Genomic DNA, 22813 nt, shown 5'->3' with positions numbered 1-22813 from the left:
TGACTTTATACGGCTTAATATTTGTTGGTGGCTTATTATCGGCCTACTATATCATTTATAACTTCGCGGGCCTTTCGTTTTTTCAACTGATGATCCTTTAAACTACAGGTGGGAATATGTTGTCCTGGTTCTATAATAACCTTTTCCAGGTACTCCTGGGGACACCCGCCGGTTTCCATAGGCCCTGGAAGGTTGGCTTTAACAAAATTACCATCATGCCGTGGATCTAAACAAATATAGACTTCGTTACGTAATAAACCTGGTAAGGTAAATTCGTCATGAATATCACACTTTTCGGCGGGTATTTTGTCATGAGTAGCACTGTTTCCACCTATTTTGACCACTGATCGCATTTCTGGATTAGGACAATATTTTCCGGCTAATTTGCCAGACTCAGGGCAAATATATACCACTTCATGGCCCGGGCAAACCTCGGTAGGTACACTATCACTGCGTGAAAATTCAATAATTATAGTCTCTTTAGGACAGGTCTCCGAAGGTAGTTTGCCTGATTTTGAGCAAACAGATATTTGTACAATTCCCGACGGCATTTTCTTAGCAGGAGTATTTTTTATACTATGAGCTTTAGTAAGGACAGCCCGGAAAACTTTAGCCGGATAGCCCCCTCCATAGACATTATTCATGGTGTGTTGGCGGTCATAGCCCATCCAAACAGCCATTGAATAGCCGGGAGTATATCCACAGAACCAGGAGTCCTTATACTCTTCAGAGGTACCTGTTTTACCAGCTGTAACTACTCCTGGTACCCGGGCATTTGTTCCGGTACCTGCGTTAGCAACCGTCTGCAACATGCTCCCCATCAGCCAGGCGGTTTGTTCTGACATAACCCGGTTATATTCAGGTTTAAATTGGTATAATTCTACTCCTTCATCATCAACTATGCGGGTAATAAAGTGGGGCTTAATATAAACTCCACTGTTTCCCAAAGTACCATAAGCAGCCGCCATTTGTACCGGCGTAGCTCCGTGGGTTAAGCCTCCTAAAGATAAAGGTGCCAAACCCAGGTCATTGGTGCCAGGGGTGTCAACTAATTCCAGGCCCATGGCTTTGGCAAAATTAAAGCCGGATCGAACCCCTATTTTATCTAGTAATTGCACAGCATAGGTATTAATAGACCACTGTACAGCTGTTCTCATGGTAATCAGACCGCGATGATTGTTGTCATAATTTTTAGGACTCCAAACTGTACCTCCGATCTTAAAGGATACAGGCGCATCATTTAGAACATAATAAGGCATGTAACCCTTTTCCAGAGCAGGGCTGTATACGGATATAGGTTTAATTGAGGATCCTGGTTGCCGGTAGGCACTGGTAGCCCGGTTGAAGCCGCGTTTCTGCTCATAGGTTCGCCCTCCCATAATGGCTTTAATCTCACCATTTTTATGATCTATAACGGCCATAGCTGATTGTATATTTTCTCCACCTTTCGTTTCGCTGGGGAAGTTGGCCGGATTACTATAGACCTCTTCTGCATATTTTTGTAAATCGGAGTTCATAGTAGTATATATCCTTAAACCGGAACGATAGATTAAATCGCTGGCATCTTTGGCAATTTCTTTATCTTTTAATAGATCCAATGCCTCTTCCACTACAGCATCTACAAAAAAGCCATAGTGGCTGTCCCCATGTTGAGTTTTGGTAAACACCAGCGGGGCTTCAAAGGCTTGGTCGGCAGTGGCTTGGTCAATGTGACCGCACTTGACCATGTTATTAAGTACTACTCTTTGGCGTGCCTTGGCCCGATCATAGTATTGGAATGGGTTATAGGCATTAGGACTCTGGGGTAGGCCGGCCAGCAAAGAACATTCCGCTAAGTTTAATTGGTCAACGTCCTTACCGAAATAAGTATTAGCCGCTGCCTGAACCCCATAGGCACCGGCCCCGAAATTAATCTTGTTTAAGTACATAGCCAGGATTTCGTCTTTGGAATACCTGGATTCCAATTTGAAAGCGATAATTATTTCTTTAACCTTTCGTTCCCATTGTTTATCAAAGGACAAAAAAGCATTGCGGGCCAACTGCATAGTAATAGTACTAGCCCCTTGACCAGTAAGATTACCAGATTGGATATTACGAACAACCGAACGTGCAACTCCCTTGAAGTTAACCCCGTGATGGTGGTAAAAATCCTGGTCTTCAGTGGAAATAAAGGCATTAATAAGATCATTAGGTACTTTATCTAGAGTTATCTCCGTACGATTTTCCTCGGCGTGAAGTGAGGTTACCATATTACCTTGATCGTCGTAAATAAAAGTGGTCATGGCTCCACTAAGTTGTTGAGGATCAAAAGCAGGTAAGCTCCTGGCTGCAAAAGCAAACACACCCACTATACATCCTATACCTATAAATACAAGTACTATTAAACCTAATAAGATTTTTTTCCCGATAGATCGTTGCTTGCTCTTATTATTACTTTGGTTTGTTGACATAGATGGTTTGAGCCTCCCCAATAAATATCCTTTACATATTGGACACCGGCTGGTAAATATCCTGCTAAATACCTGATTCACTACGGTTGTATTATCCAGGTAATACGTCCTTAATGCCCTCATTATTGCACATACTAATGACAATGTGCTAAAATTTTTCTGGCAAGGAGGTTATTTTGTGGAAGAATTAATCAAAAACCAGTGGGAGGAGCAGATGGACCTACTCCGTCGTGGAGTAGCGGAAATTGTACCCGAGGATGAGTTGCTACAAAAGCTAAAGAAGTCTATCAATGAAAACCGTCCCCTGAAAGTTAAACTGGGGCTGGATCCTACTGCACCAGATATCCACCTGGGTCATACGGTGGTTTTAAATAAATTGCGCCAGTTTCAAGATCTGGGGCATAGAGTCGAATTAATCATCGGCGACTTTACTGGTCGTATTGGCGATCCTAGTGGAAAATCCGAGACTCGCAAGCAGTTGACGGAAGACCAGGTCATGGCCAATGCAGCTACTTATCAGGAACAAATTTTTAAGGTTTTGGACCCGGAGAAGACTACTGTACATTTTAATAGCCAATGGTTGATGAAGATGAATCTGGCCGAAGTTTTAAACCTGGCGGGGAAATATACGGTGGCCCGTATGCTGGAACGGGATGATTTTGAGAATAGATACCGGGAAGGCTTGCCGATTGGGATTCATGAGTTTATCTATCCGCTGATGCAGGGTTATGATTCTGTTGTATTGCAAGCTGATGTTGAATTAGGGGGCACCGACCAAAAATTTAATCTTTTAGTAGGTAGAAACCTGCAAAAAGAATATGAGATGGAACCACAGGTAGCTATGATGATGCCTATATTAGAGGGAACTGATGGTGTTCAAAAGATGAGCAAAAGTCTCGGTAATTACATTGGAATTGATGAAGATCCCCACGAAATGTTTGGGAAAATTATGTCTATTCCTGATGAATTGATCTGCCGTTATTTTGAACTGGTAACCAGAGTACCTATGGAAGAGATTAGGCAAATGGAACAGGCTATGGCTAACGGCAGCCTTAATCCACGTGATGCAAAAATAAAGCTGGCTAAAACCGTTATTTCTATGTATCATGAAGATGAAGAGGCAGAACAGGCGGAGGAACGATTTAAGTTAGTTTTTTCCCAGGGAAGCATTCCGGATGATATTCCAGAAATAGTATGCCATGACGAAACAGTCTGGCTGCCTAGGTTTTTACATGAAAATGATATGGTTAGTTCTACTAGTGATGGGCGGCGCATGTTAAAACAAGATGCTGTTAAAGTAAATGGCAACAAATATGATCAGGAAAACCTATATATTAATGATGGTATGGTTATACAGGTTGGTAAAAGAAAGTTTATAAAAATTAAAAAAGCATAAGCAAACCGGGGTTACCCGGTTTGCATTAATCAGGGTAATAATTTTAGGGACTTTTCCATATCATCCAAGTGTCCCTCATAAAAAACGGCATACCCTTTGACATTTGGGTAATCAAGGGAAATAAGGTTCACAAAAGTAAAACCTATACTTTCAAGTTGTTGACGGCTGTTGTTACGGATTCTTTTAATATTTTCGTTAGTAACTTTTCTGGCTGCACAGTATACTTCATTACCTTTAGCATTAATCAGGGCAGTTGCTACCAGTGTACGCAATAGGTTGTCACTCCATTTCTAAGATAATAAAGGCTTTTAAGGCCACAGTAGCCCTATTCTACCGTATCGAGTTGGTTACCACAAGTATTGCGTATAGACATTATAATCGGGGTAATATAAGCTAGAATCTAAGCCAATTCAATTATGAATCAAAATAAAACAAACTTCAGAGTGCCTCTATTGTCGAAATATAGGCGCTTATGCTGGGGGAATTGTTTATATTAATTCATTTATGAATCAACTTTAATACAATTATGAATTAATGATTAATGAACAGAACTAAAAATATCTATCTGCTATACTGGGAGATTAACCTGAATAACGGCCTTTGCAGCCCTTTTTCAGATCGGTTCTTTATAATTGGCACAGTTATTGCACGTAATAGGGGTAGCGCAACATTCACTGCACCACATATTTTATAACCCCCTATTTTTCTTACATTTCTTTTTGATCTACTGTTATATAGTTTGGTCGTGAGTCGAAACCCATTGCCACTCACTATATAACAGTAGAGACAATTCTTTTTCACGCAGGTTGCGTAAATTCTGTTCGAGCCACAGATCATACCGTATCTTCCAATAGATGCGGTGTTCTGATATAGATTGAAGGGAGGGGGTAGGGAATCACATAAGGTTAGTTCGTGCAAGGGGGGAAAGACAGCATGGAGCATCAGAACCTGATTGTGAATAAGAGCGAACAGATTGCCATCCTTTATATCAATAGACCCAAAGTACTTAATGCGTTAAACCGTGACACATTGCTGGAGCTTGATAAGGCTATCGATGAGATAGAACAGGATCAGGAAGTCAATGTGCTGATCATTACTGGATCGGGAGGAAAGGCGTTCGTTGCCGGTGCCGATATTGCTTATATGCAAAATCTTTCGGCTATAGAGGGACGAGCCTTTGGCGCTTTAGGACAGAAAGTATTCAGTAAGATCGAATCTATCTAAACCGGTTATTGCTGCGGTTAACGGTTTCGCTCTGGGTGGCGGTTGTGAATTAGCTATGTGCTGTGATTTTCGAATTGCATCAGACCATGCTAAATTTGGACAACCAGAAGTAGGTCTGGGAATAACCCCCGGTTTTGGTGGCACACAGCGTTGGCCAGACTGGTAGGATCAGGAATGGCAAACAGCTTCTTTTCAGTGGGCAGACCATTAATGCTCAAGAAGCTGAAAGAATCGGGTTGGTAAATATGGTAACTGAACCGGTTGGGCTTTTAGACACAGCAAAATCGATAGCTCTTAAAATTTGCAGGCAGGGGCAGATAGCGGTACGATTATGTAAAGCTGCTGTCAATGAAGGATTGCAGACTGACATAGACCGGGCAATGACAATTGAAGCTGATACCTTCGGTCTTTGCTTTTCAACCCAGGATCAAAAAGAAGGTATGTCCGCTTTTCTTGAAAAGCGAAATCCTAAATTTGTGGGTAAATGACCCCATAATAGATTCCTGATAGGAGGTAAAAAAAGTGGCAATTAAAAAAGTAGGAGTTGTAGGAGCCGGTACCATGGGTGCAGGTATAGCGCAGGTTTGTGTTGAGGCTGGATTAGATGTCCGCTTAATAGACCTGCGCCAAGAGTTTGTTGACAGAGGCCTCAATGGTATATTTAAAAATTGGGACCGGGCAGTCAGCAAAGGCAGGATGGAAGCCGAAAAAGTTGAAGAATTTAAAAAGAAAATCGTTGGCGGTACCAATAATGAAGATCTCAAAGATTGCGACCTGGTTGTGGAAGCAGTTATTGAGCAGATGAAGATCAAACAGGATCTCTTCAAACAACTTGATGGCATTTGTCCTCCAGAAACTATTCTCGCCAGTAACACCTCGGCATTAAGTATCACTGAGATAGCCGCAGTGACCAATAGAACTGCTAATGTGGTAGGAGTTCACTTCTTTAATCCTGTACCAGCTATGAAACTAGTTGAAATTATTCCTGGAGCAGAAACTGCTGCCGAAACAGTAGATGCGGTTGTCGAATTTTCGAAAGCAATCGGCAAAGAACCGGTACCGGTAAAAGAATCCCCCGGTTTTATTGTCAACCGCCTGTTAATCCCATATATTAATGAAGCTGCTATTATATACCAAGAAGGGGTAGCTTCTGCAGCTGAAATTGACAAAGCTATGAAATTAGGTGCCAACATGCCTATGGGTCCTCTGGCCCTGGCGGACTTGATTGGTATCGATGTATGCTTAATGATTATGGATTACTTTGTCAATGAAATGGCTGATTCTAAATATCGTCCAGCCCTCGCATTTAAACAAAAAGTTCGTGCTGGACACTTGGGTCGCAAATCCGGTAAGGGATTTTTTGACTACAACAAATAAGACTTGTTATTAAAAACCAAAATTATAAGGGGGAGTGGAAAGTCTATGGCAAAAGAAATTGTTTTAGTAGGAGCTTGTCGTACACCTGTAGGAACTTTTAATGGCACAATTAAAGATGAACCAGTGGTAAACCTTGGATCAATAGTTATGAAAGAGGCTCTGAACCGGGCTGGACTAGCTGCGGATGCTCTGGATGAGGTAATCTTCGGATGCGTTTTACAGGCTGCCCAGGGGCAGAACGTTGCCCGCCAGTCATCTATTAAAGCTGGTATTCCCATTGATGTTCCTGCTTTCACAATTAATAAGGTGTGTGGGTCGGGATTAAGAGCGGTAAGTCTGGCAGCACAGCTTATTAAAGCTGGCGATGCTGATGTGGTTTTGGCTGGTGGTATGGAGAACATGAGTAATGCTCCATATGCATTAGAGAAGGCTCGCCGTGGTTACCGTATGAATAACGGAACCGTGGTAGACGTCATGATCAAAGACGGCCTGTGGGAAGCTTTTAACAACTACCATATGGGCATTACTGCAGAAAATGTTGCCGAACAGTGGAATATCTCCCGCGAAGACCAGGATGAGTTTGGCTTTAGAAGTCAGGAGAGAGCCTTTGCAGCTATCGAATCGGGACGGTTTAAGGATGAGATAGTTCCAGTTGTGATAAAAGGCAGAAAAGGCGATATAGTATTTGACACTGATGAGCATCCCCGTAAAACCACCCTGGAAAAGATGGGGGGATTAAAACCAGCTTTCAAGAGAGATGGTGGAACAGTCACTGCTGGTAATGCATCAGGTATTAATGATGGTGCAGCAGCAGTTATTGTTATGTCCAAGGAAAAAGCCGATGAACTAGGTATTAAACCTATGGCTAGAGTTGTAAGCTATGCATCTGGCGGAGTTGATCCCAAGATCATGGGTGTTGGTCCCATACCAGCTAGTAAGAAGGCATTAGCTAAGGCTGGATTGACTGTGGATGATATCGATTTAATTGAAGCCAACGAGGCTTTTGCTTCTCAGTCCCTAGCGGTTGGCCGTGAAATGGGCTGGGCCGATCATATGGAAAAAGTTAATGTAAATGGTGGGGCTATTGCACTTGGACATCCAATCGGTGCCTCTGGAGCCAGAATACTGGTTTCACTGCTTTATGAAATGCAAAAGAGAAAATCTAAATATGGTTTAGCTACTCTCTGCATCGGTGGCGGTATGGGTACCACACTGATTGTTGAAGGTATTTACGACTAATCTATTTTGGGAATTTTCGGGGGAGGGAATTTTTAATGGATTTTTCGCTAACAGAAGAACAAAAAATGTTTAAACGGACTTTTGCCGACTTTTCGGATGAAGTCGTAGCTCCCGGCGCAGCTGAGCGGGACGAAAATGAAGAGTTCGATATGGAGTGTTGGAAGAAAATAGCCGACCTGGGACTGGCAGGATTAATTGTTCCGGAAGAATATGGCGGAACAGCAGCTGGAACGGTAGTCTATGCTATGGCGGTAGAGGAAATATCCAGAAACTGTGCTTCTATGGGGGTTACTCTATCGGCCCATACCTCACTCTGTACTTGGCCGATTCTCCATCTGGCCAATGAAGAACAAAAACAGCGCTGGTTGCCACGGCTGGCATCTGGTGAAAGTCTGGGGGCTCTGGGGTTAACTGAACCAAATGCTGGGTCAGACGTGGGAGCAACAGCTCTTACAGCTGTAAAAGATGGTAACAACTATATATTGAATGGTACCAAGATATTTATTACCAACGGGTACTATGGTGATATTTATGTTATTCTGGCCCGCACCGGTGGCAAAGATCAAAAACATGGAAACAGCAGTTATTTTGTAGTGGAAAAAGGAACCCCGGGATTTACGTTCGGTAAGAAAGAGAAAAAACTGGGTATTCGCTCTTCGGCCACTTACGAGCTGGTTTTCGAAAACTGTGTAGTTCCTGCCGAAAATCTAATCGGTAATGAAGGTGACGGCTTCAAACAGACCATGCAAGTTTTGAACGGAGGCAGAGTAGGTATAGCTGCTCAGGCTTTAGGAATAGCCGAAGGAGCTTTCCGGCATGCCCTGGAATTTGCCTTGGAGCGTCAGCAGTTTGGTAAACCTATTTTTGCCAACCAGGGAGTATCTTTTAAGTTGGCTAACATGGCTATGAAGATTCAGGCAGCCCGTAACCTGGTTTACGAGGTAGCCTGGCGCGAAGATGCCGGCCTTTCCTATCAGAAACAGGGAGCTATAGCAAAATGCTATGCTGGTGATGTAGCTATGGAAGTTACCACCGAAGCTGTACAGGTTTTGGGTGGATATGGTTATTCTCGGGAGTATCCCGTGGAACGGATGATGCGGGATGCTAAGATAACTCAGATTTACGAAGGTACCAATGAAATCCAAAGACTAACTATAGCTAACTGCTTAAGGCGGGGCGAACTTTCTAATTACGAATACTAGAAATTAACATCTCCTGTTTTAACCCTGGCTCGACCGAAAACCGTCAGTAATGGCGGTTAGGTCGGGTTAGTGGTGTCGATTTTACTGGCTGGCAGATGGTCTGGTGAAGCTGGTAAGCAAAAGCACCCGCCGGCCAGTAATTTTGTTTTATAAGCTAGAAAAATCTCTTCCTGAGTTGTACGTGTGTGCAAGGGCGTTAACAGGAAGGTGATATGAAAACATATTGTGAAAATACAAGGTTGGGAACCAGCCCTGGTGGAGCTACGGCAATGGTTGGGCTAGCAAAACTTAAAGCCTCATTAATCCTGTTGCCGGAGACAGGGAGATAGTTCGCTTGTTTGGCCTGGTTTTTGCCTATAATACAATAAAGACAACTCCCTCAAAATAGCAGGTGGCCCTCACCATTAAAGTGAGCCCCCCGGTAAACGGGTTGTATATGCACGGCGTGGCTGTTGTGGCAAATCGCAGGCCAAAGATTAAGTGTATTCGGGTCTCGCCTGGCGATTCCCGATAGAGGGAGGTTTTATTTTTTATTATGAAAGAACGCTGGTTAGAAGAATACAAAAAGAAACTAGTATCAGCAGACGAAGCTGTAAAAGTAGTGCAATCTGGTGACTGGATTGAACATGCTTTCGGTATAAATGGCGCGAATGAGCTAGATAAAGCCCTGGCAGCTAGAAAAGATGAATTATGGGATGTCAAAATTCGTTGTGATATAGGTGCCTGGCCCCATTATACAAATGATGCTGATCCGACTGGGGAACATTTTTATTGGAACTCTTGGCACTGTGGCGGCTTGGATAGAAAATACTATAATCAGGGGACTTTGTCATACATTCCTATGAAGTTTCATGAATTACCTTATATGACCAGGAATGATGTTGTTCCTGCTCGGGTATTTATGGCTACGGTTAGTCCCATGGATAAGCATGGTTACTTTAGTATCGGTGCAGGTTGTCCATCAGCTATGGCTGCTATAGAAAAAGCGGAGCATGTGTTACTGGAAGTTAATACCAACATGCCTCGTGTATGGGGCGGAAATCAGGAATGTATTCATATAAGCCAGGTTGATTATGTGGTAGAATCTTCTAATCCACCGCTACCTACTATTCCTGATGTACAACCGGATGAAACCGAACAGAAAATTGCTGGACACATTATCAAAAGGCTATATGACGGATGTTGCATTCAATTAGGAATTGGTGGTATACCTAATGCAATTGGTAATATGATTGCCGATTCTGATTTGAAAGACTTGGGTGTACATACTGAAATGTATGTTGATGCCTATTTAAAAATGACTAAAGCCGGCAAAATAACCGGGGCCAAGAAAACTATCGATAAATACAAACAGGTTTTCTCTTTTGCTATGGGAAGTCCAGAGTTATATGATTTCATTGATGATAATCCTGGAGTAATAGCCTACTCAGTTGACTATACAAATAGCCCGGTAGTAGTTGCCCGCCTAGACGATTTTGTTTCGGTAAACGCGTGTATAGAGATTGATTTGTTCGGTCAGGTATGTGCTGAAAGTGTTGGTACACGGCATATTAGTGGTACTGGGGGACAGTTAGACTTTGTGGAAGGTGCTTACAAAGCCAAAAATGGACAAAGCTTCGTATGTATGACTTCAACTTTCCAGGGGAAGGAAGGGGTAGTCTCCAGAATTAAACCTATTCTAACCCCGGGAGCAATTGTCACTGACCCACGTACAGCAGTGCATATGATAGTAACCGAGTATGGTATTGCTAATATGAAGGGTAAGAGTACCTGGGAAAGAGCGGAAGCTTTAGTTTCTATAGCCCATCCGGATTTCCGGGAAGGCTTGATCAAAGATGCTGAACAAATGAAGATCTGGCGCAAGAGTAATAAGATTAGAGGTTAAAATCGAATAAATTATCGGTTAAAACCTGGTAAAATCTCACTGGGAACCAAAAAAGGCAACCGCATGGTTGCCTTTTTTGCTGTAGGTCCCAGATGGTTTTTGATTATATAATGGTTCGAAATTAGCCCGCCTTAAGACTTCTTACTCAATTTTTGTGGATCGTTTAGAACGACGTATGATTCCATATTTGGAAGCTTTTCTAACCACGGTGGGTTGACTTATACCTAAAATACGAGCTACTTCGTAGGTGGAGGTACAGCGCCGGAAAGCGGCTTGTAGTATTTTACGTTCAGTATTTTCCACTGCCTCCTGGAGAGGAATTATTTCTGTATCAGTATTCTTGTCCTCTTCTGGCACCAGGCCGGACCACCAAGAATATAGATCATTGGTATCGATAAGGTCATGGAGAGTGGTTACTACCAGCCTTTCGATTAGATTACGCAACTCCCTCACATTACCCGGCCAATGATAATTCGTAAGGGAATGGATTAAGTCGCTGGTTAACCTTTTTTGCATATTATACTTTTTATTAAAAATATCCAAAAAGTGGGCACAAAATACTGGAATATCCTCTTTGCGTTCCCGTAAAGGGGGGACTAAAATAGGAACTACATTTAGACGGTAAAAAAGATCTTCGCGAAACTGGTTTTTGGCTACCATGTCGGTCAGATTGCGATTAGTACCAGTTAATATTCTTACATCAACCGATATTGACTTTGTCCCACCTACACGCAAAATGGAGTTATCCTGAAGGACGCGTAGCAGTTTAACCTGCAGATCAAGAGGAAGCTCGGCGATTTCATCCAGGAAGAGTGTTCCCCCACTGGCTAGCTCGAATAGGCCTATTTTCCCTCGTTTATCAGCTCCAGTAAAAGATCCCGGTTCGTAACCGAACAGTTCTGATTCCAGAAGATTTTGGGGTATAGCAGCGCAATTTATCTTTATAAAAGGCATATCCCGGCGGTGGCTATAAGCATGTAAGATATCGGCTACCACTTCTTTACCTACCCCTGATTCCCCCTGAATGAGTACGGTAGAATCTACTGAAGCAATGTGAACCAGCATTTTTAACATTTCCCGCATCTTAGGAGAGCTGAACACGTATTTTTCACTGGTCTCCATTCTTAATTGTTGCAGCTCAGCCTGGTATACACGGCTTAAAGTTTCCAGTTGTTCCACTCTTTCCTGCAGGTGGTTTAATTCTGTTAAGTCGCGTACGTTAGTGACTACTAGAACAATATCATCATTGTTATCGTCAAAAATAGGTGTACTGGTAACCAGAGCATGTTTACCGGTTTTGGCCTGCAGGGGGACGGTAACACTCTGACGTTTCTCCAGGGCCAGCAAAGTACCGGAACGGGAAAAGTAGCCCTCTTTTACCAGCTCTGCCATATTGCGACCTACACATTCCTCAGCCGTAACTCCGGTAATACGTTCAAAGGCCTTATTTAAACGTAAGGTAACCCCAGTGCCATCAGTAATATAAAGTCCATCATAGGAAGAATCAAAAATTGCGTCTAATTCCCTTTGTCGTAAGCCTTCCACTTGTTCCAGCTTTTGCTGCAGTTCCAGCAATTCAGTCATATCTCGTACATTAGTTACTACCAGCAAAATATCGCCGTTATCGTCAAAAATGGGAGTACTGGTAACTAATGCCTGCTTACCGGTACTAGCCTGTAGTTGAACCGTAACACTTTGGCGCTTTTCCAGGGCTAATAAAGTCCCGGAGCGGGAGAAGTAGCCCTCTTTCACCAGGTCAGCCATATTACGGCCCACACATTCATAGGCGGTAACTCCAGTAATACGTTCGAAAGCCTTGTTTAAACGTAGAGTCAGCCCATCTCCATCAGTTATATAAAGACCATCATAAGACGAATCAAAAATCGCATCTAGTTCCCGGCGGCGTAATCCTTCTACTTCCTCTAACTTTTGCTGAAGTTTAACCAATTCAGTCATATCACGAACATTAGTAACAACCAGCACTATGTTACCTTCATCATCGAAAATAGGGGTGCTGGTTACTAATACTTGTTTACCGGTTTTTGACTGTAATGGAGTAGTAACCGTCTGTCGATTTTTCAAGGCCATTAGGGTTGCAGAGCGTGACAAGTATCCTTCTTTAACCAGGTCCGCCATCCTACGCCCCATACAATCATTAGCTGTAATGCCGGTAATACGTTCAAAGGCACGGTTAAGACGCAGGGTAATTCCATTGCCATCAGTGATATAAAGACCGTCAAAAGAAGAATTAAACATGTGGTCCAATTGGCGGTTTAAACCTTTAACATGAGACAGTTCTTGAAAGAGTTTTTGAAATTGGCTCATATCATGCAAAACTGCAATGGCACCTGTCACTTTCTTGTTAATGGATACAGGCACTATAGTGGACCAGTAAACCCGGTATTGATAAGTAAATCTAACTTCTCTAACCTGATCACTATTTGATTGCGTGTTAATCAATTTAGACAAAAAAGAAAAATCTTTTTCTATATCTCCACTACTAATATCCTGCAAAGTGATTCCGAAAATATCTACAAATGTCTGATTTAAGAATTTAATGTTGGCTGGTTTTTTAAAATAGATAGTAGGATAGGGAATAGCATTTAATAAAGATTGCCATTCTTTTTGATGGTTCATCAGCAGGGTTGCTAAATCCGAGTCAAGATTACTGTCATTTTCACCATAGGGAAGGGTGGAGTTTACACTGTGGTCATAAAAATAATTGGTTAAGCCAGTTTCCCAGTCAAGTTGTTCCATGATTTCTTTGACCCGGGTAGTGGATGGCATAGCTTGAACTGTAGCGGTAAGAAGATTAAAGCGAGTGATAAAGCCCACTATATCACCAGAGTCATTAACAACATTAGCGCAACTGATATTATTTTCCACCAGCAAGCGAGCCGCTTCGGCTAAAAAGGCATTATCCAATATAGCCGGAGTAAGGGTAGATTTTATTTGCATCCCCACAATTCACCCCCAGATTTCTACTTCAATTATAGCATTTATTAACAGCATTTATCAGCAAGCCATGAAACAGCCATCATTCTAATAATAAGGAAGAAGGACCTTTTCTCGCCATAAAAACTAATTTATTCTATAAAATTTCTTCTGATTGTAAGGGCTTGCTGAGTAGCTTAAGAGGCAGGGAAAAAAATCACTAGGCGCCGTTCTAAATAAGTATTGGTATAAGGAAAAGTAGTGTCATTAACTGAATAGGCCTTTGACTGGGATCCCTAAAAATTGAAATAAAGCTTAGCCTATAACAGGTTAAGGCTACCCATGATAGACTGGATTTTCGGTTAGGTGAAGAATTCTTTAGTTAACTAGATTAAGAATCAAAGTAGTGGGAAATTATCAGAGATTATATGGAGATTTGGGGATAACAAGAGAAGTTCGTTCACATAATGCCGCTTCAGCGATAAAAATGCTGGAAGACATATAAATACCTATAAAAGCAAATCCCCCATATTAAGGGGGATTATTTATGGCTAAAAAATAAGCCCCGCTGTAGTTAGCAGGGCTTGATTAGTATATTATTCGTTCGTCGACCTTAAAAAGGTTTCGGATATTATGGTAGCCCCAAGGGGAGTCGAACCCCTGTCTCCGCCGTGAGAGGGCGGCATCCTAGGCCACTAGACGATGGGGCCAAATGGCTGCCGGTCAAGGATTCGAACCCTGGCGAACTGATCCAGAGTCAGTCGTGCTACCACTACACCAACCGGCACCAGCAAGAGTTAAATAACCCGTGCGTCATTTATTATAATACGGGGTTTATCCTTTGTCAAAGGTTTGGCCTATAATTTTTAATATGATAATCATTTAACTGAAGGACTGGGTATAGTGTATGGCTTTTTGCAACCTCTTAATACATACTTCTTTTCCCAATACTTCCATAACTTCAAATAGTCCGGGAGTGGAAGTTCTACCGGAAAGGGCCAGGCGGGTAGGATGAATTAAATCACCAGCTTTAACACTTAATTGTTCCGCTCTATTTCGCAAGCGTTTTTCAATTTCATCAGCCTGGTAGGGGTTGCAATCTTGCACCAGGTCTAAAACCTCATTTAACAAATTAAGGCTGTTTTCCTTTTGTAAATATTTTTTAACCCCTTTGGCATCATATTCAGAGGGCGACTGGAAGAAATACTCAGCAGTATGGAAGAATTCCGCTATAGTTTTAATGCGGCTTTTAATTAATTCAACAACATTAGTAAAGTAGGCCTGATTACAGGTTGTTAACCATCCCTTGTTTATGGCTTCTGGTTTTAGCATCTCCACTATTCTTTCTGCTGGCATTTGGTTAAGATAATAACCATTCATCCAGGTCAATTTTTCTACATCATAAATGGCGGCTGACCGGGATACGTTATTCAGGTTAAAATTGTTTATCATCTCGTTAATGGCTAATATATCAACATCTTGTCCGGTAGACCACCCAAGTAGTGCCAGGTAATTAACTAAAGCCGACGGTAGATAACCTAGATCGCGAAATTCTTGCACCGAAGTAGCTCCATGACGTTTGGAAAGTTTGCTGCGGTCAGGAGCCAGGATCATTGATACATGAGCAAATTTTGGTAAGACAAAGTCTAACGCCTGGTAAATATGTATTTGCTTAGGGGTGTTGGATAGATGTTCTTCAGCTCTGATGACATGGCTAATGTGCATAGTATAATCATCAACTACTACTGCAAAATTGTAGGTTGGCCAGCCATCCGATTTCACAATAATAAAATCATCCATCAAGGCGTTATCAAATTGGACTTCACCGCGAATAAGATCATTAACTATGGTGATTCCTGAGGTGGGTACCTTTAAACGAATGACAAAATTTTGCTGACCTGAAAGGGCTTTTAGTTCATTATTAGACAGATGACGGTAAGGGCACTGGTGACGATAATTAGTTTTATTAGCCTGAGCCTGTTCACGTTCAGCTTTTAACTCTTCCGGGGTACAAAAACAATAATAAGCTTTATCATTATCCAGTAACTGTTGGGCATAGTGCTGGTAAATTGAAAGACGTTCACTTTGGCGATAAGGACCGTAGGGACCGCCCTGTCCAGGTCCCTCATCCCAGCTTAAACCCAGCCACTGTAATCCTTCAATTATTCCCTGTACCGAGGCGCCAGTAGAACGGGTAGTATCCGTATCTTCCAGTCGTAAAATGAATTTTCCTCCCTGGCTTTTGGCAAACAGCCAGTTAAAAAGTGCGGTTCTAGCCCCGCCGATATGTAAACTGCCAGTGGGACTGGGCGCAAATCTGACTCTAACATTTTCCAAATTTACTCAACTCCTTCATTAATACAGTGTAATCAACTGATAACAGGTTTTCAAAAAAAAGATAATAAAAGTTATACAGTAGGCACCAAGTGCAGCTACTTTTCATATATTGTGTTAACGGAGGTGACACTATGTCCAGTTCCAGGTTTAACTGGGGATTATTAATAATAATAATGAGCATATTAATTGTAGGAATCAGTTTCATATATATAGACTTTCGCCTTAAGGCTAGTGTAATTGATATTGCTAAATCAAAAGCTCAGGTATCGGGAACAGAGGCTATTAATCATATTATAAGTGATTCCATAGTATCTAAAGTTTGTTACCAGGATATAGTTTACATACATAAAGATAATAAAGGAAAAATAGTCTTAATCCAACCTAATACTATAATGTTAAACAAAATCATGGCGGAAACTGTTCGTGAAGCAGCCGTCTATCTGGAAGGGATGGAAGGCAAAACTATAGAGGTCCCGGTGGGAGAACTTACTGGATCGAAATTATTGGCTGGCTATGGTCCCCGACTCCGTGCGAAGATTATAACTGCCGGTCAGGTACATGTTAAAGTTTTAAACAAGTTTGAGGCAGCAGGAATTAATCAAACCCGGCACTTAATATATTTTCAGGTAGATAATGTTTTAACGATAGCGGTACCATTTGTTGACGAAAAAGTATACATATCAACTACTATTCCCCTGGCAGAGACAATTATTATTGGTGATGTACCTGATACTTATGTAAATTTCACTGGGGAAAGGGAAACTCTATATCCTTATATCAGTAATAATAAATAGGGCAAAATAAAAAAGTAAAAAAATAAAAAACTTGACACTAACCCAGGGGCATGATAATATAATTCTTGCGCCGCGCCGGAGACGGCAGTCGGCAAAGCTCTTGATAAAACAGAACAGCAAGGACCGAAGTGCGAGGAGCTGGTAAAAAACCAGCACCGTAAAACTTTAACAACAAGCCAAGCGTAAAGCTAGGATGAACATTTTAACGGAGAGTTTGATCCTGGCTCAGGACGAACGCTGGCGGCGTGCTTAACACATGCAAGTCGAACGGAGATTATCGACGAGCAACGCGAATTGATAATCTTAGTGGCGAACGGGTGAGTAACGCGTGGGCAACCTACCCATATGCGGGGGATAACACTGGGAAACTGGTGCTAATACCGCATAAACTTTAGGAGTCACATGACGCTTAAAGCAAAGATGGCCTCTTAACAAAGCTATCGCATATGGATGGGCCCGCGTCTGATTAGCTAGTTGGTGGGGTAAGGGCCTACCAAGGCAACGATCAGTAGCCGGCCTGAGAGGGTGGACGGCCACACTGGGACTGAGACACGGCCCAGACTCCTACGGGAGGCAGCAGTGGGGAATATTGCGCAATGGGGGAAACCCTGACGCAGCGACGCCGCGTGAGCGACGAAGACCTTCGGGTCGTAAAGCTCTGTTGTACGGGACGAACGTCACTAACAATAACAAGGTTAGTGAGTGACGGTACCGTACCAGCAAGCCCCGGCTAACTACGTGCCAGCAGCCGCGGTAAGACGTAGGGGGCGAGCGTTGTCCGGAATTACTGGGCGTAAAGGGCATGTAGGCGGATGCTCAAGTCAGGTGTGAAAGACCGCAGCTTAACTGCGGGGTTGCATTTGAAACTGAGGATCTTGAGGGCAGGAGAGGGCAGTGGAATTCCTGGTGTAGCGGTGAAATGCGTAGAAATCAGGAGGAACACCAGTGGCGAAGGCGGCTGTCTGGACTGACCCTGACGCTGAGGTGCGAAAGCGTGGGTAGCAAACAGGATTAGATACCCTGGTAGTCCACGCTATAAACGATGGATACTAGGTGTGGGAGGTATCGACCCCTTCCGTGCCGCAGCTAACGCAATAAGTATCCCGCCTGGGGAGTACGGTCGCAAGGCTGAAACTCAAAGGAATTGACGGGGGCCCGCACAAGCGGTGGAGCATGTGGTTTAATTCGATGCAACGCGAAGAACCTTACCAGGTCTTGACATCTGGCGAAGCCTGTGGAAACACGGGTGTGCCTTTGGGAGCGCCAAGACAGGTGGTGCATGGTTGTCGTCAGCTCGTGTCGTGAGATGTTGGGTTAAGTCCCGCAACGAGCGCAACCCTTGCTATTAGTTGCTAACAGGTAGAGCTGAGCACTCTAATGGGACTGCCCGTGACAAGCGGGAGGAAGGTGGGGATGACGTCAAATCATCATGCCCTTTATGATCTGGGCTACACACGTGCTACAATGGATGGTACAGAGAGCAGCGAAACCGTGAGGTGAAGCGAATCTCAGAAAGCCATTCTCAGTTCGGATTGTAGTCTGCAACTCGACTACATGAAGTCGGAATCGCTAGTAATCGCGAATCAGAATGTCGCGGTGAATGCGTTCCCGGGCCTTGTACACACCGCCCGTCACACCACGAAAGCTGGCAACACCCGAAGCCGGTGACTTAACTGGGCAACCAGGGAGAGCCGTCGAAGGTGGGGTTGGTGATTGGGGTGAAGTCGTAACAAGGTATCCGTACCGGAAGGTGCGGATGGATCACCTCCTTTCTAAGGAGACATGAAACGTAACAGTTTCATATCCTAAGGTCGATCACTTTGTGATCCTTGCTGTTTGTTTTAATAGAATTGGTTAAGTAAGAGCCAAAAAAAGGGAAGAAGTTCTTTGAAAACTGCACACAGTAATAAAAGCAGACAATTCATCGAGAGATGGAGAGTTTGTCTCGCGCAAAGATAGGTCAAGATACTAAGGGCGTATGGTGGATGCCTAGGCGCTAGCAGGCGAAGAAGGACGCGGCAAGCTGCGAAAAGCCACGGGGAGCTGCAAGCAAGCACCGATCCGTGGATATCCGAATGGGGAAACCCGGTACCAGTAATGTGGTATCATCCCTGCCTGAACACATAGGGCAGGAGAAGCGAGACCCGGTGAACTGAAACATCTTAGTAACCGGAGGAAGAGAAATCAAGCGAGATTCCTTAAGTAGCGGCGAGCGAACGAGGAAGAGCCTAAACCTACAATGTGTAAGGCTGCAACCGTTGCATTGTAGGTGTTGTGGGGCGTTCTGGACAGGATTGCAGACCTGTCAAAGAGTCAGAAAATAATTGGTTAGGCGAACCTGACTGGAAAGTCAGGCCATAGAGAGTGAAAGCCTCGTAGCCGAAAGCCAGTTAACTCTTAGGACTAACCCCGAGTACCGCCGGACACGTGGAACCCGGTGGGAAGCAGGGAGGACCACCTTCCAAGGCTAAATACTAGCTAGCGACCGATAGCGGAAAGTACCGTGAGGGAAAGGTGAAAAGCACCCCGGGAGGGGAGTGAAAAAGAACCTGAAACCGTATGCCTACAAACAGTAGGAGCTCCATGTTGCTAATGCAACGGAGTGACTGCGTACCTTTTGTAGAATGGGCCAGCGAGTTACGGTAGTAAGCGAGGTTAAATCTAACAAGGATGGAGCCGGAGCGAAAGCGAGTCTAAAAAGGGCGAGTAGTTTGCTGCTGTAGACCCGAAACCGGGTGATCTATCCATGGCCAGGGTGAAGTCCCGTTAACACGGGATGGAGGCCCGAACCAGGGTACGTTGAAAAGTACGTGGATGAGCTGTGGATAGGGGTGAAATGCCAATCGAACTCGGAGATAGCTGGTTCTCCCCGAAATAGCTTTAGGGCTAGCGTCGGAGTATTCCTTATGGGGGTAGAGCACTGGTTAGGCTAGGGGCCTTCACCGGTTACCGAACCTTCCCAAACTCCGAATACCATAAGGTAAAATCCGGCAGTCAGTCTGCGGGTGAAAAGGTCCGTAGACGAAAGGGAAACAGCCCAGACCGTCAGCTAAGGTCCCCAAATCCATGCTAAGTGGGAAAGGATGTAGAGCTGCATAGACAGCCAGGATGTTGGCTCAGAAGCAGCCACCATTTAAAGAGTGCGTAATAGCTCACTGGTCAAGTGGCTCTGCGCCGAAAATTCAACGGGGCTAAGCATGGTACCGAAGCTACGGATCCTACGGGATGGTAGGGGAGCAATCCTAATGGGTAGAAGCTATACCGAAAGGAGTAGTGGACTATTAGGAAGAGAGAATGCTGGCATAAGTAAGCGAGAAGGCAGGTGAGAATCCTGCCCGCCGAAAGCCTAAGGATTCCTGGGGAAGGCTCGTCCGCCCAGGGTAAGCCGGGACCTAACCCGAGGCCGAAAGGCGTAGGGGATGGACAACTGGTTGATAATCCAGTGCCACCTAGCTAGCGATTGAGTGAAGTGGTGACGCAGGAGGATAGGTGAAGCGCACGGAAGGAAGAGTGCGTCCAAGCACGTAGGGTGCTGTGTAGGCAAATCCGCACAGCGAGAAGCCTGAGGTGTGATGGGGAGGGAAGCGTAGTACCGAAGTCATTGAATCCAAACTGCCAAGAAAAGCCACTAGCAAGTTAGCAGGTGCCCGTACCGCAAACCGACACAGGTAGGCGAGGAGAGAATCCCAAGGCGCGCGAGAGAACCCTCGTTAAGGAACTCGGCAAAATGACCCCGTAACTTAGGGAGAAGGGGTGCTCTGTTAACGTGAATATATAAACATGTATGAGCGTGAGAGAGCCGCAGTGACCAGGCCCAGGCGACTGTTTAGCAAAAACACAGGTCTCTGCTAAATCGGAAGATGAAGTATAGAGGCTGACGCCTGCCCGGTGCCGGAAGGTTAAGGGAAGAGCTTAGCGGAAACGCGAAGGTTTGAACTGAAGCCCCGGTGAACGGCGGCCGTAACTATAACGGTCCTAAGGTAGCGAAATTCCTTGTCTGGTAAGTTCAGACCCGCACGAAAGGCGTAACGATCTGGGCGCTGTCTCGACGAGGGGCTCGGTGAAATTGTAATACCGGTGAAGATGCCGGTTACCTGCGATAGGACAGAAAGACCCCGTGGAGCTTTACTGTAGCCTGATATTGGGTTTTGGTAGTTCATGTACAGGATAGGTGGGAGGCTTAGAAGCAAGGTCGCTAGGCTTTGTGGAGCCACCGGTGGGATACCACTCTTGAATTGCCGGAGTTCTAACCTGGTGCCCTAAACGGGTACAGGGACAGTGTCAGGTGGGCAGTTTGACTGGGGCGGTCGCCTCCGAAAGAGTAACGGAGGCGCCCAAAGGTTTCCTCAGCGCGGATGGAAATCGCGCGAAGAGTGTAAAGGCAGAAGGGAGCTTGACTGCGAGAGGGACACCTCGAGCAGGGACGAAAGTCGGGCTTAGTGATCCGGCGGTACCGAGTGGAAGGGCCGTCGCTCATCGGATAAAAGCTACCCCGGGGATAACAGGCTTATCTCCCCCAAGAGTTCACATCGACGGGGAGGTTTGGCACCTCGATGTCGGCTCATCACATCCTGGGGCTGGAGAAGGTCCCAAGGGTTGGGCTGTTCGCCCATTAAAGTGGTACGTGAGCTGGGTTCAGAACGTCGTGAGACAGTTCGGTCCCTATCCATCGCAGGCGTAGGAGAATTGAGAGGATCTGTCCCTAGTACGAGAGGACCGGGATGGACAGACCGCTGGTGTACCAGTTGTATCGCCAGATGCATCGCTGGGTAGCTATGTCTGGATCGGATAAGCGCTGAAAGCATCTAAGCGCGAAGCCGGCCTCAAGATGAGTTCTCCCACTCCCATAAGGAGGTAAGATCCCATCAAGATCAGGTGGTTGATAGGCCAGAAGTGCAAGTGCAGCAATGTACTAAGCGGACTGGTACTAATAGATCGAGGGCTTGACCTAAAAAATGCGAGAGATACTGTGTGTAGTTTTGAGAGAACCAGTGGAAAGTAACTGGTTTAAGGAAAAAAGAATAGCAATCAGATATCCTGGTGATAATGGCGGAGGTGATACACCCGTTCCCATCCCGAACACGGCAGTTAAGCCCTCCAGCGCCGATGGTACTGCGGAATTCCGTGGGAGAGTAGGACATTGCCAGGATTTATTTATTTTCTGGTAAGTTAGGCATAGCTTAATGAAAATCCCCCCGGATGGTATCATCAGGGGGGATTTTGATAGTTTTAAACTAAAAATAGGAAAGGGGTGTGAGTAAAATTAGGATGAGAGGTTAGCGGATATTAATTATCCGTCCATTATCTTGACTATCTTTGCTCTTAGGAAGGAGTATTTTTAATACCCCGTCTTTGTACTCGCCGGTAATTTCGTCTTCTTTAATTCCTTCTATCCTAAAGCTCCGTGACAACTTACCACCGTATCTTTCTTTACGAATGTAATTATCCCTTTCTTCGCTAGTTGTCTGCTCACGAGCTGCGGATATGATGAGTTCCCCATTGTGCAGCTGGACGTTGATATCTTCCTTACTAAATCCCGGTAATTCGGCTTCGATAATGTATTCTTTATCAGTTTCTTGAATGTCTGTTCGTATACCTGTACCGAATCCGGTTAGGAATGAGTTATCGAAGAAATCATCGAAAATACTAGGTCCGAAAAAACCTCTAAATAGATCAGAAGGAGTTAAATCAGTTGCATTATGCCGACGACCTACTAAACTTTTTCTCATCACCATTCTCTCCTTTCATGTAGTACTATTGTATTCCCGTATATAGGGATTTGTATATATATAGTATAAGCAAAAGGCGAGAATTCATAAAGGTCAATAAAGGTCAAACAGTTATAATTATAGTCAGGTAAGGTCAAGTAGCTAGGGATTTTTAATTAAATCATAGTATTTCAATATTGTCGATAATCTGTCGGCAATATATGTGATAATGAAAGGGGTGCCTAAAGGTGTAAAGGAAAGGTGGAT

The 22813-nt window shown here is 44.2% G+C and carries 11 protein-coding genes, 2 tRNA genes, 3 rRNA genes and 1 pseudogene; 10 read left to right on the top strand and 7 right to left on the bottom strand.

All coding sequences use genetic code 11. The features are described from left to right. Positions 1-35 precede the first annotated feature (35 nt). Complete coding sequence (locus ACZ5Q0_RS01400) at positions 36-2450, bottom strand: transglycosylase domain-containing protein (protein WP_446819855.1); 2415 nt, start codon at positions 2448-2450, stop codon at positions 36-38. Between the two features lie 214 nt (positions 2451-2664). On the opposite strand from ACZ5Q0_RS01400, the gene tyrS reads away from it, so the two are divergent. Further along, complete coding sequence (tyrS, locus tag ACZ5Q0_RS01395; RefSeq protein WP_446820738.1) at positions 2665-3846, top strand: tyrosine--tRNA ligase; 1182 nt, start codon at positions 2665-2667, stop codon at positions 3844-3846. Positions 3847-3875: 29 nt separating this feature from the next. On the opposite strand, the gene ACZ5Q0_RS01390 is transcribed toward tyrS, so the two are convergent. Further along, entirely contained in the window at positions 3876-4118 is a 243-nt protein-coding gene (locus tag ACZ5Q0_RS01390) for a hypothetical protein (RefSeq protein ID WP_447182652.1), read from the bottom strand. A 661-nt stretch (positions 4119-4779) separates the two neighbouring features. Between ACZ5Q0_RS01390 and ACZ5Q0_RS01385 the strand changes: the two are divergent. The 5 genes and pseudogenes from ACZ5Q0_RS01385 to ACZ5Q0_RS01365 all read left to right on the top strand — a co-directional run bounded on the left by ACZ5Q0_RS01385 (position 4780) and on the right by ACZ5Q0_RS01365 (position 10773). Continuing rightward, positions 4780-5558, top strand: a pseudogene (locus ACZ5Q0_RS01385) (short-chain-enoyl-CoA hydratase). Positions 5559-5598: 40 nt separating this feature from the next. Beyond that, a complete protein-coding gene (locus tag ACZ5Q0_RS01380; protein ID WP_446820739.1) occupies positions 5599-6447 on the top strand; it encodes a 3-hydroxyacyl-CoA dehydrogenase family protein in 849 nt (282 codons plus the stop codon). 45 nt (positions 6448-6492) lie between these two features. Further along, a complete protein-coding gene (locus ACZ5Q0_RS01375) occupies positions 6493-7686 on the top strand; it encodes an acetyl-CoA C-acetyltransferase (RefSeq protein WP_446819857.1) in 1194 nt (397 codons plus the stop codon). Positions 7687-7721: 35 nt separating this feature from the next. After that, complete coding sequence (locus ACZ5Q0_RS01370; RefSeq protein ID WP_446819859.1) at positions 7722-8888, top strand: acyl-CoA dehydrogenase family protein; 1167 nt, start codon at positions 7722-7724, stop codon at positions 8886-8888. 535 nt (positions 8889-9423) lie between these two features. After that, on the top strand, positions 9424-10773 hold the full coding sequence (locus tag ACZ5Q0_RS01365; protein ID WP_446819861.1) for an acetyl-CoA hydrolase/transferase family protein: 1350 nt from the start codon (positions 9424-9426) through the stop codon (positions 10771-10773). 141 nt (positions 10774-10914) lie between these two features. Here the strand turns inward: ACZ5Q0_RS01365 and ACZ5Q0_RS01360 are convergent, their stop codons facing one another. The 4 genes from ACZ5Q0_RS01360 to gltX form a co-directional block, all read right to left on the bottom strand. Continuing rightward, a complete protein-coding gene (locus tag ACZ5Q0_RS01360; protein ID WP_446819862.1) occupies positions 10915-13731 on the bottom strand; it encodes a sigma 54-interacting transcriptional regulator in 2817 nt (938 codons plus the stop codon). A 610-nt stretch (positions 13732-14341) separates the two neighbouring features. Then, positions 14342-14417 (bottom strand) — tRNA-Glu (locus tag ACZ5Q0_RS01355). Positions 14418-14420: 3 nt separating this feature from the next. After that, a tRNA-Gln gene (locus ACZ5Q0_RS01350) sits at positions 14421-14494 on the bottom strand. A gap of 95 nt (positions 14495-14589) precedes the next feature. After that, entirely contained in the window at positions 14590-16044 is a 1455-nt protein-coding gene (gltX, locus tag ACZ5Q0_RS01345; protein ID WP_446819863.1) for a glutamate--tRNA ligase, read from the bottom strand. Positions 16045-16175: 131 nt separating this feature from the next. On the opposite strand from gltX, the gene yunB reads away from it, so the two are divergent. The 4 genes from yunB (at position 16176) to rrf (ending at position 21987) form a co-directional block, all read left to right on the top strand. After that, positions 16176-16838 carry a sporulation protein YunB gene (yunB, locus tag ACZ5Q0_RS01340; RefSeq protein WP_446819864.1) on the top strand — a complete coding sequence of 221 codons (663 nt, stop codon included), beginning with the start codon at positions 16176-16178 and terminating at the stop codon, positions 16836-16838. A gap of 202 nt (positions 16839-17040) precedes the next feature. Further along, positions 17041-18610, top strand: a 16S ribosomal RNA gene (locus ACZ5Q0_RS01335). Between the two features lie 186 nt (positions 18611-18796). After that, positions 18797-21789, top strand: a 23S ribosomal RNA gene (locus tag ACZ5Q0_RS01330). Between the two features lie 85 nt (positions 21790-21874). Continuing rightward, positions 21875-21987: ribosomal RNA gene (gene rrf, locus ACZ5Q0_RS01325) — 5S ribosomal RNA — on the top strand. Together the 16S, 23S and 5S rRNA genes form the textbook arrangement of a ribosomal RNA operon. 127 nt (positions 21988-22114) lie before the next feature. On the opposite strand, the gene ACZ5Q0_RS01320 is transcribed toward rrf, so the two are convergent. Continuing rightward, a complete protein-coding gene (locus ACZ5Q0_RS01320; protein WP_446819865.1) occupies positions 22115-22567 on the bottom strand; it encodes an Hsp20/alpha crystallin family protein in 453 nt (150 codons plus the stop codon). Between the last annotated feature and the right edge of the window lie 246 nt (positions 22568-22813).

Source organism: Syntrophomonas erecta subsp. sporosyntropha, assembly GCF_055395365.1.
The sequence above is the reverse complement of the archived record's forward strand: the minus strand, read 5'-3'. Positions and strand labels throughout refer to the sequence as shown.

Coding starts and splice junctions, on each gene's coding strand:
- ACZ5Q0_RS01370 (WP_446819859.1), top strand. CDS start 7,722: ATGGATTTTTCGCTAACAGAAGAACAAAAAATGTTTAAACGGACTTTT.
- ACZ5Q0_RS01320 (WP_446819865.1), bottom strand. CDS start 22,567: ATGAGAAAAAGTTTAGTAGGTCGTCGGCATAATGCAACTGATTTAACT.
- yunB (WP_446819864.1), top strand. CDS start 16,176: ATGTCCAGTTCCAGGTTTAACTGGGGATTATTAATAATAATAATGAGC.
- ACZ5Q0_RS01400 (WP_446819855.1), bottom strand. CDS start 2,450: ATGTCAACAAACCAAAGTAATAATAAGAGCAAGCAACGATCTATCGGG.
- ACZ5Q0_RS01375 (WP_446819857.1), top strand. CDS start 6,493: ATGGCAAAAGAAATTGTTTTAGTAGGAGCTTGTCGTACACCTGTAGGA.
- ACZ5Q0_RS01360 (WP_446819862.1), bottom strand. CDS start 13,731: ATGCAAATAAAATCTACCCTTACTCCGGCTATATTGGATAATGCCTTT.
- ACZ5Q0_RS01365 (WP_446819861.1), top strand. CDS start 9,424: ATGAAAGAACGCTGGTTAGAAGAATACAAAAAGAAACTAGTATCAGCA.
- tyrS (WP_446820738.1), top strand. CDS start 2,665: ATGGACCTACTCCGTCGTGGAGTAGCGGAAATTGTACCCGAGGATGAG.